General features: G+C 48.9%; 3 protein-coding genes. All 3 read left to right on the top strand.

The features are described from left to right. Nucleotide 1: 1 nt before the first annotated feature. The 3 genes from AC1RJL_RS07715 to AC1RJL_RS07705 all read left to right on the top strand — a co-directional run bounded on the left by AC1RJL_RS07715 (nucleotide 2) and on the right by AC1RJL_RS07705 (nucleotide 14,232). The gene (locus AC1RJL_RS07715; RefSeq protein ID WP_492912579.1) at nucleotides 2-2,170 is read left to right on the top strand and encodes an efflux RND transporter periplasmic adaptor subunit; all 2,169 of its coding nucleotides are present in this window, start codon (nucleotides 2-4) and stop codon (nucleotides 2,168-2,170) included. Between the two features lie 55 nt (nucleotides 2,171-2,225). Next, nucleotides 2,226-3,074 (top strand): efflux RND transporter periplasmic adaptor subunit, encoded by an 849-nt coding sequence (locus AC1RJL_RS07710; RefSeq protein WP_492912577.1) that lies wholly within the window; start codon nucleotides 2,226-2,228, stop codon nucleotides 3,072-3,074. A 352-nt stretch (nucleotides 3,075-3,426) separates the two neighbouring features. Continuing rightward, nucleotides 3,427-14,232, top strand: a complete 10,806-nt coding sequence (locus AC1RJL_RS07705) for a putative Ig domain-containing protein (RefSeq protein ID WP_492912575.1) — start codon at nucleotides 3,427-3,429, stop codon at nucleotides 14,230-14,232. The last annotated feature ends 57 nt before the right edge of the window (nucleotides 14,233-14,289 follow it).

Raw genomic sequence — 14,289 nt, 5'->3', positions numbered from 1 at the left:
GATGATGACTGACTCCCAATCCTCTAATAGCAATCCCATCTGGCAGCGCCTTGAATCCTTACGTCCTTCATTGCCGCGTCATATCCATATCCAACGGCGCGATTACAACGGCGAGCGCTGGTATATCCTGCAAGATAAAAGCAATGGCCGTTTCCATCGATTGACACCATCGGCCTGGCGGTTGATTAGTGCAATGAATGGACGCAATTCACTAGCGCAGATATTAGCGTCGGCGGCCGACGCCGACTTTTATACATCGGTCGATGAGGTTCCCACGCGCGATGATTTAATTCACCTGCTGCAATATTTGCACGTCGCCGATTTATTAGTGTGCGACCTGCCGCCGAATACCCAGGAATTATTCGCACGGCGCGAACAGAAAAAACAACAGCGCTGGCTGCGGTTATTAATGAACCCGCTCACCTGGAATATCCCTTTAGGCAATCCGGATCGCCTGCTCGATAAATTGATGCCGGTTGCGCGCTTACTTGCCACGCGCAGCATGGGTGTGATGTGGCTGTTAATCGTGGGCTATGCGGTATTGCAAGCCGGTAATCATTGGACTGAACTCACCCTGGGGCATTTGGATCGAATACTTTCGCCTTCCAATTTATTTTTGCTGTGGTTGACCTATCCCTGCTTTAAAGTGCTGCATGAATTGGGGCACGGTTTATTTACCAAAGTCTGGGGGGGTCAGGTTAATGATTGCGGTGTAGTGTTTGTGGTAGGCACACCTTTACCTTATGTGGATGCCAGCGCAGCAACGGGCTTTCAATCCAAGCGCCAGCGGTTGATGGTTGGCGCGGCCGGGATGGCCGTAGAATTATTGTTAGCGGCGGTAGCATTGTTGTTGTGGCTGCAACTACCTAATGGTTTCCTGCGCGATTTTTTGTACAACATTATTATTATCGGCGGTGTGTCCACATTGTTTTTTAATGGCAATCCATTGATGCGTTTTGATGGATATCATCTGCTGACAGATGCATTTGATCTGCCCAATCTCGCCACCCGCGCCAACCAACAATTCAGCTATTTATTACGTCGCTATGCTTACGGTGTGAGCGGCATTTTTTCGCCCGCGGTGAATGAACGTGAGGCGGTACTTTTGACGGGTTACAGCATTGCGGCTTTCGCTTACCGTGTCTTTATATTGTTTTTTATTATTATGTTGGTGGCAAATTATTTCCCGACGCTGGGATTGGTGATTGGCTGTTGGCTGATTTTTTTTCAATTGTTGTGGCCCGGTATTAAGGCACTCAATTATCTAATTCGCGATAGACAATTGGCCGCTTCACGCAAACGCGCGCTCTCAGTGACTGCCACGAGTGCAGCATTATTGATTTTATTTTTGGTGGCCGTGCCTATGCCGATGTCTACCTCCGCTGAAGCGGTACTCTGGTTGCCAGATGAAGCGCGGGTGAAAGTCGAGTCCAGTGGGGAGGTGGTGCAACTGTTAGTGGCAGATGGCGATCAAGTTGAGCAAGGGCAAGAATTATTGCGTTTGCACAATCCAGTATTGGTTGCGAATCTCGCTGCGCAGCAGGCGCATCTGCGTGAATACGATGCGCGTTACCAACAGGCCTGGGTTAATGATCGCGTGCAAGCGCAATTGTTGGAGCAGGATATCAATGGCATCAAAGCCGAAATTGAATTGCTGCAAGCGCGCGTCGTAAACCTGGTTGTGCGCAGTCCTTCCAGCGGAATTTTCCGTATTACCCGCCAATATCATTTACCCGGTAGTTTTTTAAAGCAGGGCGATGAGCTGGCGCTTATCGAAAAGCCCGATGCAGTTCGTGTACGTACGGCGCTATTGCAAGAAGAGGTAGGGTTGGTGCGGCAAGCGACGAAAGAGGTAAGCATTAAATTTGCCAGCAATCCGTCACACACGATTGCGGGAAAAGTCATACAGGATATTCCGATTGCCACGCAGGAATTGCCCAGCCAGGTGTTAGGCGCCCGGGGTGGCGGTCGCCTGGCGGTGGATGCTAACCAGCCAACGGGTACAAGAGTTAAAGAAAAAGTGTTTTTGCTGGATTTGTCCCTGCAGGATTTCGTGCAATCCGGTCGTTATGGCGAGCGCGCTTATGTGAAATTCCGGCATCCGGCGGAACCGCTTGCAGCGCAGTGGTATCGCTCGTTCCAGCAACTTTTTATTCGCCATTTTTCGTAACCCGCTTTTTTGCACTATAGTAATAAGCGATTTGTATTTTTATAGCGGATTGATCATGTATACATTCTCTCGATTTTCACTGTTGATTGCGCTGTTCGGCAGTGAGGCAATTGCGCAAACCCAGGAGCCTGCGCAACTGAATTGCCGTATCGAACCTTCGGTAATGGTTGAGATGAGCAGCGCCGTTGAGGGCGTTATCAGCGAAGTATTAGTTGATAAGAATGACCTGGTAAAAAAAGGGGATGTGGTTGCACGGCTGGATGCAGGTTTGGAAGCGGCGACCGCTGAGTTGCGGCGCGTGCAAGCGGAGTTAACCAGCGATGTGCAGGCGCAACAGCTCGCGCTGGAATTCAGTAATCGCGCTTTGACCCGGGTAAAAGATCTGTACGAGAAAAAGGCCGCCTCGTTTTCCGAACTGGACAAGCTTAAAACCGAGCACGCCATTGCCCAACAACAGTTACAACAGGCATTGGACCGCAAGCGTCAGGCTGAGTTGGAGCACAAGCGCGCTTTGGCGGATTTGCAGCGACGCACCCTGGTGAGCCCTATTGACGGTATTGTCGTTGAGCGCATGAAAGAGCCTGGCGAGCACATTGATTTTGAACCGGTGCTCAAGCTGGCGCAGTTGGATCCGTTACGTGTCGAGGTATACGCACCTGCGAGTCTTTATGGCAAAGTCAAAGCCGGCATGAAAGCCAGTGTTGTGCCGGAATTGGGTATTGCCGACAAAAGCTATAGGGCCGAAGTCGTGTTGGTTGATCAGGTGATTGATGGCCCGAGTAACACTTTTGGTATTCGGCTTTTTTTCCCCAATCCAGACAACCGTTTACCTAGCGGTCTGAAATGCCGGGTGAGTTTTGACGGCGTCACCCTTAATTTGCTTGATACCCGTAATCTGCCTTGATGCCGAATGTTTAAAACCAGAAAAAAGTAATCTGGGTAAGCGATAGACTATTTTTTTATGAGCCATGACATTGTAGAAAAATGTGCCAGAATAATGGCTTAGTGCATTTTTTCGAGCACATTGCGTCTCTCGAATAACGTTATACCGACTAATAATTGATAAATACGATTTTACGGATGTTGTGATGTTCCCGATCACCCATGTTGTGCTGTTGGTTTATGCAGAGTTACGTACCGCCACGGTTGGGCGGGTGCGCATAAATCCCAAGGATGCAGTGGTATTTACCAGTCCTTAAACCTATTTGCCTGCTTGTCGCAATAGCAGCGCAAATCAACTGAACTATTCGAACTACATGTCAAGGTCACCGCGTCACCGCCGTCCGTTAATCGAAGCCCTTGAGCCGCGATTATTATTTTCTGCCACAGCCGATATCGCTGTGTTTGATGATGGCAATTCCGAGGTTCAGTATCTGGCCCAGGCTGCCCAAGAGGTGGACCTGGTCAGTATTTATAGGCCGGACGAACCATCGATGATGGAGCGCCAGTCTTTTGATATCGACCCGCAGGCAGATATTCCCTTCAATCAAAACGCCGCAATCACCACAGTGGTATTTGTCGATACGGCGATAAAAGATTATGGGGTAATTGTCGATGATATAAAAAAGGGCAATGATACCGACAACATCACTGTTATTTACCTCGATCCCCAGCAAGACGGTGTTAAGCAGATTACGGCTGCCTTGACGCAATATACCGGCCTCAGTGCAATCCATATTGTTTCCCACGGTTCCGCAGGTGCGGTTGAACTGGGCAATGCCAGCTTGACCGGCAACACCCTGTTCCAATACGAGGATGATCTGATTGCCTGGGGTAAAGCCCTGCGGGACGATGCGGATATTTTATTGTATGGCTGTGATGTGGCGATTAATCCCGCCGGCCAGATGATGATTGATCGAATCGCCCAACTGACGGCGGCTGATGTGGCGGCGAGTAATAATGTTACCGGGCATGAATCGCTTAACGGTGATTGGGAACTGGAATACAGGGTCGGCGATATTGATACCCCGATTTTAATGAGCGCGGAGTTACAACAGTCTTTTGTGGGAGTAATGGCAACAACCCACTTCATCAATATCCAGGGGGGTAACAGTAGTCAGTCAGTATCCTCCGCCGTGAATGTGGGGCAGACCTTCAGCTACGACAGCCCCGGCGCGACATATACCGTTAACCAAATCAGTGTCCAGTTGATGAGATCCGCTGGCGCAGCAAACCAGGACATTACTATCCAGTTGCGCTCTGGTGGCTGGAATGGAACAACCCTTGCCAGCCAGACGATTAGCTTTGATAAATTAACTACAGAGTTTGCCTGGAAGACGGTTAATTTCAGCGATGTCGTGTTGAATGACAATCAAACCTACACTGTTCGTGTCAGCAGCAGTAATGCTGATGGTAATGTGTCGGTCGCTTACAGCAATAGCAATATCTGGAATGATTCGGAGATGATTGTCTCCGGTGCTAACAATGCCAGTGCGGATTTGAAATTGTTGGTTAGTTACAACAATGGTGTTAACCAGCCATCAGTCAATACGGTTCCCGGTGCGCAGTTCACAGGGCAAAACACACCATTGGTATTTAGTGCTGCCAATGGCAATCAAATACAAATCTCCGATGCGGATGCATTTCCGAATGCGATGGAAGTTACCCTCGCCGCAAATAATGGTTCTTTAACCCTTGGCCAAACGACAGGCCTTACTTTCAGTGGGGGCGATGGTACCAACGATTATTTTATGCGGATCCAAGGCTCCCTCAGCGCTATTAATGCAGCGTTGGCTACGATTACTTACACACCGGCCAACAACGTTGTGGGTAATGATACCTTCACTATTACGAGTAAAGACCTGGGGATCAACAGCGTTGATACTGTCAGTAATATCGGGATTACAGTTTACAACCAGTTGAATTCTGTTCCCGGTGCGCAGACGGTTAATGAAGACACGACATTGCAGTTCAGTGCTGCTAACGGTAATCGTCTCCAGGTTACTGACCCTGGTGGTTTGGGTATGGACACCAGCAACGTAAAAGTCACCTTGTCGGTTTCGAATGGTCTCCTGACGTTGGGAAGCCTCGCTGGTGTCACTTTTACTACCGGTGATGGAACCAGCGATGCGACTATGGTTTTTAATGGAACCCTGGCCAATATCAACGCGGTTTTGGCAACAGTTAACTTCATTCCAACCGCCAATTACAACGGTTCGGCCACGCTGAACTTTACCAGTGAAGCAGGCTCCTCCGGTGGCCCACTTAAAGATTCGGACGTTATCGGTATTACGGTGAATGCGGTCAATGATGCACCGACGGTTGCCAATCCGATACCCAACCAGACTATGACCGAGGGGGATGCACTCAATTACGCCTTTCCTGCCAATACGTTCAATGATGTTGATGGTGACACCCTGAGTTATAGCGTTACCTTGGTTGGGGGTGGTAGTTTGCCCGTCTGGCTGCAATTCAATGCAGCTACCCGCACTTTTAGCGGTATACCGGATGATGGCGATGTAGGTACGCTTAATATTCGCGTAACCGCCACTGACACTGGTGGCTTGAGTGTTTTTGATGACTTTACTCTGACTATCAACAACCTCGAAGAAGCGCCCTTCGTCGTTAATCCTATCCCCAATCAGACGGCTTTCGGTTTTACACCGTTTTCGTATCAGTTTCCGCACTTTAATGAGGCTTCGCCGGTGTTTATTGACCCCGATATCGGCGGTGCAGTGGTTAGCTATCGCGCCACACTGGCTGACGGAAGCCCCTTACCCGGCTGGTTGAGTTTCGATTCGGCTACCCGCACATTCAGCGGTATTCCGACAAATGGCGATGCCGGCACTATCACGATCAGACTCTACGCTACGGACAATACCGGCCGTGAATCCGCGACGCCGGATGAGTTCGATATTGTCACCACGGCAACGGCCAACGATGCTCCGGTCAATTCGGTACCGGGTGCGCAATCGACCAACGAAGATACGCCCTTGGTATTTAACCTTGCCAATGGCAATCGCATCCAGATCTCCGATGCTGATGCACTTTCATCAAATGTGCAGGTGACACTGAGTGTCACGCATGGGGTATTGACCTTGGGGGGAACAGCGGGATTATCGTTTACCACGGGCGATGGTACCAACGATGCAATCCTCGTATTTACCGGTACGGTTGCCAATATCAATACCGCCCTGGCGACCCTTACCTATACGCCAATATCCAATTACAACGGAGCCGATACGCTCAGTATTATTACTAATGATCTGGGCAATTCGGGTACCGGTGGTCCCCAGAGTGATAGCGATACAGTTGCTATTACGGTTAATGCCGTCAATGACGCGCCGGTCAATACAGTGCCGGGTGCCCAGGTCGGTACGGAAGATACCGCATTGGTATTCAGTGCAGGCAACGGCAACCAAATTCAGGTTAATGACATCGATGTGGGCGGCGGTAACTTGCAGGTGACACTCTCGGTCACTAATGGCACCCTTACACTGGCGGGTACAACCGGTTTGGCGTTCACGACCGGTGATGGTACTGCCGATAACACCCTGGTGTTCACAGGTACCCGTACGGATATCAATAATGCCCTGGCAACCCTGACTTACAACCCCACCGCCAACTACAATGGTAATGCAGTACTTTCGCTAACAACCAGCGATTTGGGCAATAGTGGTTCGGGTGGCACCCTGACGGATACCGATACCGTCAATATCACGCTTAATCCAATAAATGATGCGCCAACAGTGGCTAATCCACTCCTTGACCAAAACGCCACTGAAGATGCGCTATTTACTTACACCTTTGCCAGCAATACTTTCTATGACATCGATGGCGATACCCTGAGTTATTCCGCTCAACTCAATGGGGGTGGGGCCCTGCCTTCATGGCTCAGTTTTAATGCGGCGAGCCGGACATTTAGTGGTACTCCGTTAAATGCCAACGTTGGCAGTATCTCGGTTGATGTAATTGCCAATGACGGTAACGGTGGTACGGTTACCGATACCTTTACCATCACCATAGTTAACACCAACGATGCACCAACTGTTGCTACTCCTATTCCCAACCAAAACGCGACGGAAGATGTGGCGTTCAGCTTCCAGTTTGATCCGGGCACATTCACCGACCAGGATGTTGGCGACACTTTGACTTACAGTGCTCAATTGGCAGGCGGCGGTGCGTTACCGGCTTGGCTGAGCTTTAATCCGGGAACCAGGACATTTAGCGGTACTCCCACTAATAGTGATGTAGGAACTATCTCGATCCGTGTGACGGCGAATGACGGTGCAGGCGGTACTGTGTCCGACACCTTTGATATTGTCATCGCCAATACCAATGATGCACCGGTCGTTTCAACCCCTATTCCTGACCAGACGGCGACAGAAAATGCGCTGTTTAATTTCACCTTCGGGATTAACACTTTCACTGATCCGGATATCGGTACAATCCTGACCTATAGTGCGCAACTTAGCGGTGGAGCGCCTTTGCCGGGCTGGCTGAATTTTGATCCTGCCACTCGCACCTTCAGTGGCACGCCGGCCAATGGCGATGTGGGGACCATCAGTGTGGAAGTCACTGCAAGTGACGGCATCGCAAGTATTAGCGATACCTTTGATATTGTGATTGGCAATACTGATGACTCACCGGTGCTGGTTAATCCGATTCCCAACCAGACTGCTACTGAAGATGTTTTCTACAGTTTCACTTTTTCCGATACCACCTTCGATGATCCGGATGTCGGTGACACCTTGACCTACACCGCCACCCTGTCCGATAACAGCGCTCTGCCTGCCTGGTTGAATTTTGATCCCTTAACGCGCACGTTCAGCGGTACGCCTACCAATAGTGATGTAGGCACCATCACCATTAAAGTGACAGCGGCAGACAATGATGGTGGTCCGGTAGCAACCGATACCTTCGATCTGGTCGTTGCCAATACCAATGATGCCCCGACAGTCCTGAACCCCATCGGTGACCAAAATGCGACCGAGGATTCTGCATTTAACTTTACCTTCGCGGCCGATACTTTCACCGATCAGGATGTTGGCGATACCCTGAGTTACACTGCGCAATTGGCTGGCGGTGGAGCTTTGCCTGCCTGGCTGACGTTTGATCCGGCGACCCGCACGTTTAGCGGTACGCCGCTGAATGCTCATGTAGGCACGGTGTCCATTGATGTGATTGCCAGTGATGGCAATGGCGGCACAGTGACAGATACCTTCAATATCATTGTGGCCAATACTAACGATGCCCCGTTTCTGGATAATCCCATTCCCAACCAAAACGCCACAGAAGATGTGGCATTTGCTTTCCAGTTTGCAGCGGATACTTTTAATGACGTAGACGTAGGCGCAATACTGACCTACAGCGCACAGTTGTTCGGAGGGGGAGGCTTGCCTGCCTGGCTGAGTTTTGATCCACTGACCCGCACATTTAGTGGCACACCTACCAATAGTGATGTAGGAACCTTAAGCATCGAGGTGACGGCTAACGATGGCAATGGAGGTACAGCAACCGATACATTTACCCTTACGGTAAGCAACGTTAATGATGCGCCCATCGTCAGTATGCTGTCTGCGGATTACTACACCAATGAGCAGGTGGCGTTGAATCTGCATGGCACAGGCATTACCGTTGCTGATGTCGATAGCAATTCAATTACGCTGACTATTGCAGGGCCGGGACCTGATAGCGAAATAACGGCAAACGTTGGCACTACAGGTGTGAGCATTTTTTCAGGAAATGGGACGTCCAATCTGGTTGTCACCGGCACCCTGGCGCAAATTAATGATTTTTTGGCGGGAAATAATGGCGGCACCCTGACGTATCGATTGGACAGTGACGTACCGGCAGCGACCGTTACATTAACCATCACCGCGAGTGATGGCGCACTAACAGGTAATGAGACCGCGACGATTCATATTACGGCCATTAACGATGCCCCGGTAAACACCGTACCAGGTGCCCAATCCACTGCGGAAGATACAGCGTTGGTATTCAGCGCGGGCAATGGAAACCAAATTCAGATAAGCGATGTTGATGCCGCAACGGGCAACCTGGAAGTGACGCTGTCGGTAACTAACGGCACACTGACGCTCGCAGGAACAGCAGGCCTGAATTTTACGACAGGTGATGGTACGGCAGATGCCTCACTGGTTTTTCGTGGAACCCAGGCAGATATTAATGCCGCCTTGGCAACAATCACATTTAACCCTGCTGCTAATTACGCCGGTGCAGCCGTATTGACCATCACCACCAGTGACTTGGGTAATACCGGTTCCGGCGGCACCTTGGTAGATACAGACAATATCAATATCACCATTACCCCGGTTAACGATCTACCTACCGTGGCATCGCCCATTCCTAACCAGAATGCAACGGAAGACGTCGCCTTTCATTTCCAATTTGCGGCCGGCACTTTTGTTGACGTTGATCTGAATACACTGACATATACCGCAACCCTGGTGGGCGGTGCGCCCTTGCCGGGTTGGCTCAGCTTTAACCCGGCGACACGCTCTTTTGATGGCACACCCGCCAATGCTGATGTCGGGACTATCTCAATTGAAGTGACTGCAGACGATGGCAATGGTGGCACAGTTACCGATACCTTCAATATTGTTATTGCCAACACTAACGATGCGCCGACAGTCGCGAATCCGATTCCTAATCAAACCGCGACTGAAAATGTTATTTTTAATTTCCAATTTGCTGACAATACCTTTAACGATATTGATGTCGGCGATACGCTGACCTACAGTGCCCAACTGGCTGGCGGCGGTACTTTACCAAGCTGGCTGAGTTTTAATGCAAGTACCCGCACATTCAGTGGTGCGCCTTCTGCGACTGATACAGGAACAGTGAGTATCGATGTGACTGCCAACGATGGTAACGGCGGTTTAGTCACCGATACCTTTACGATTACGGTTGCCGGCGCTCCCGATACCGAATATATCGATACGGGTAGTGGTAGTAATTTCAATCCGGTTTCATCAGCCAATCAATTAGGTCAAAGTTTTTCCTATGACAGTGCCGGTGCGACTTACTCGGTTAATGAAATCAGTCTTTATCTGGCGCGTTATGATCACGCCGCGCCGCAGGCCATTACCGTTGAACTGCGTGATAGTTGGAACGGTGCAATTTTAGCAAGTGCTTCCATTCCATCTTCACAAATTAGTCGCGATGGTTTCAATTGGCACTCGTTTAGTTTTGGCGATGTAGCGCTCAACGACCAACAAACTTATGTTATCCAAATCAGTAGCAGTAGTACTGACGGTTTGGTGTTGGTATCGCGTCATAGCAGTAATGTGTATGCAGACGGCTCTTTGATTGAAAATGGTGTGCCTCATCCATCGGGATGGGATCTCGCCTTTAAAGTATCCAAAGACGATGGTACTAATGCTGCCCCGGTATTGGATAATCCGATTGCAAATCAAACTATCAATGCAGAATTACCTTTTAATTTAGTCGTGCCGCTCAATACTTTTTCTGATCCGGATGCAAACGACACCATTGCGTATCGCGCGCAATTAGCGGGTGGTGGCAGTTTAGGATGGCTGACGTTTAATGAGGCCACGAGAACATTTGCCGGTACACCGCATTGGTATCAAGCGGGCACCATGACGGTTGAGTTAATTGCAATCGACAATCACGGTGCCTCCACATCGTCATTTTTTAATATCGACGTTATCAATACCAATACTGCGCCAACAGTTGCAAATCCAATTCCGGATGTAGTCACTAATGAAGATGCTGTATTTAATTTCCAATTTGCAGCCAATACTTTCAGTGATGTTGATGCAGGTAATACCTTCACATACAGTGCGCAACTGGCCGTGCTTGGTGGCCTGCCACCGTGGCTCAGTTTTGATTCTGCAACCCGCACCTTTTCCGGTACACCGGCGAATAATGATGTAGGAACCTGGACCGTTGAGGTTACTGCGAACGACGGTTTTGGCGGCACTGTGATCGATACCTTTGTGATTACAGTTGCAAACACCAACGACGCTCCAACACTCGCCAATAATATTCCTGATCGTACGGCAACCCAGGGCACCGCATTTAATTTCCGGTTTGCGGCTAACACGTTTGCCGACGAGGATGTGGGTGATGTATTGACCTATAGTGCGCAATTAAGCGGCGGCGGCACATTACCAACCTGGTTAAGCTTTGATTCTGCTACGCGCACCTTCAGTGGCACACCGGGAAATAGCGATGTTGGTACTATTTCAATTGAAGTGATTGCCGATGACAGCAATGGCGGAACAGTGAGTGATACTTTTGATATTGTGGTGAACAATATCAACGATGCACCTGTTGTTGCGAATCCTATTGCTGACCAGAATGCGACTGAAGATATTAACTTCAATTTCCAATTTGCAGCAAATACGTTTAACGATATCGATGCGGGCAGCACACTAACTTACAGTGCGCAGTTAAGTGGCGGAAGTGCTCTGCCATCCTGGTTGAGTTTTGATGCAGCGACGCGCACTTTCAGTGGTACACCGCTTAACGACGATGTAGGCACATTGATTATTGATGTTATTGCCGATGATGGTTTGGGCGGAACAGTTACCGATACTTTTGCAATTGTAATTGCTAATACCAATGATGCTCCCGTAGTTGCCAATCCTATTGCTGATCAAGTCGCAACCGAAAATGCAGCGTTTCATTTTCAATTGCCACTGAATACTTTTATCGATGTAGATGCAGACAGTACACTTACTTATACCGCACAACTAAGTGGCGGCGGAGCCCTGCCGGCTTGGCTGACATTTAATTCCGCTACGCGTACATTCAGTGGGATACCCACGAATAACGATGTTGGCAGTATTTCAATTGAGGTTACCGTTGACGATGGTCTCGGCGGTATCGTGAGTGATACTTTCATTATTGTCGTAAATAATGTCAACGATACACCTGTTGTTGCGAATCCTATTGCTGACCAGAATGCGACTGAAGACATTAACTTCAATTTCCAATTTGCAGCAAATACGTTTAACGATATCGATGCGGGCAGCACACTAACTTACAGTGCGCAGTTAAGTGGCGGAAGTGCTCTGCCATCCTGGTTGAGTTTTGATGCAGCGACGCGCACTTTCAGTGGTACACCGCTTAACGACGATGTAGGCACATTGATTATTGATGTTATTGCCGATGATGGTTTGGGCGGAACAGTTACCGATACTTTTGCAATTGTAATTGCTAATACCAATGATGCTCCCGTAGTTGCCAATCCTATTGCTGATCAAGTTGCAACCGAAAATGCAGCGTTTCATTTTCAATTGCCACTGAATACTTTTATCGATGTAGATGCAGACAGTACACTTACTTATACCGCACAACTAAGTGGCGGCGGAGCCCTGCCGGCTTGGCTGACATTTAATTCCGCTACGCGTACATTCAGTGGGATACCCACGAATAACGATGTTGGCAGTATTTCAATTGAGGTTACCGTTGACGATGGTCTCGGCGGTATCGTGAGTGATACTTTCATTATTGTCGTAAATAATGTCAACGATACACCTGTTGTTGCGAATCCTATTGCTGACCAGAATGCGACTGAAGACATTAACTTCAATTTCCAATTTGCAGCAAATACGTTTAATGATATCGATGCGGGCACCACGCTTACCTATACCGCACAATTAAGTAGTGGCGCTGCTCTTCCTGCATGGTTGAGTTTTGATGCTGCCACCCGCACCTTTAGCGGCACGCCCACAAACGATGATACGGGTACAATTATTATTCATGTGATTGCCAGTGATGGCATTGCAACCACTCCTGCCCGGTTTCAATTAGTAATTGCGGAAGTAAATGATGCACCTGTGACTACCGGTTTTTCGCCCATCAATAATTTTGAAGATTCAGCAGGTGATACGCTCGATTTATTTGCCGCGTTTAGTGATGAAGAAGATTCCCCAAGTCAGCTGCAGTATTCGGTTGTAGGCAATTCCAATCCTGCGTTAGTGAGTGGTGCGGTAATTGATCCGGTCACAGGAAAACTACAACTCACTTATGCTGCTAATCAATTTGGTAACAGCATTCTTATTATTCGCGCACAGGATTCCCAAGGTGCCAGTGTTGAAACATCAGTGCAGATTAATATAGCTGCTGTGAACGATACACCGATCACAACTGGCATAGCTGATATAAAAGTACTGGCTGGTGCGCCAGCCCAGCAAACTAATTTGCATACGGTATTTAGCGATATTGAAGATGGGGTAGCCCTGCGTTATTTGCTGGTGGAAAATTCTAATCCCGCAGTAGCAACCGGTGTAAACATTGATCCTGTTACCGGCATGATGACGGTGGCGTTTGCAACAGTGTCAGGTGGTGAGTCGATTATTACCCTGCGTGCGATAGATACCGATGGCGCGTGGGTCGAGACTCAATTTAAAGTGACGGTGACAACGAAAGACATTGTCATAATTCCGGAAGAGCCGGTTGTGCCGGTGAACCCGACGCTACCGCCAATCGCACCTCCGGTAACAGAAGTACCTGTGGCGAACCCACCAGTCGTTGGTGAAAATGGTGGTGGAGGTATAGGTGAATTGCCCTTACCAGTTAATCCGGATGACTCACTTGATTCTGGTATTTCGCATCCGACGTTGATCTCCAGTAATGATGAGCGCAATGAGTTTGTCTATGTCGATGACAAATCAAGTCGCGATTATATCCGCGCAGAAGAATTGCTCCGTAGTAGCAATATGCCACTAACCTCAATCACAGCATCGTCATCGCTTGTTAGCTTGATCGCACCAGATACCGGTTTCGCACCTTGGGAAGCGGCCGATTTTGATAACGAAGTGCGCCGCATCCGTGCGCAAATGGATGAGGCAATGGAAGAGGAGCATGATCGCAAAGCCGTTATTGCAGGGATAACTTTTTCTGTGACCACTGGTTTGTTGATTTGGTCTTTGCGCGCGAGCAGTCTATTGTTAACCATGATGTCAATGTTGCCGCTCTGGCGCGGGCTTGATCCATTGCCGATCCTGGAAGAAGTCAACAAGAAGAAAAAAGAATTGGAGCAACAGCGTAAAGATCGTGAACATGAAGATAAGAGCGCAAAAGAAGTGGGCTATTTGTTTGATCATGCCCAAGGCAAAGATCCAAAATTATAAGCAGCGATTAAGCCAGCATTATTAATCGTACTAATGCAAATTGTTATACATAGATAC

Source organism: Cellvibrio sp. GW822-FHT04B05, assembly GCF_058800985.1.
This window is presented reverse-complemented; position numbering and strand designations above follow the sequence as displayed.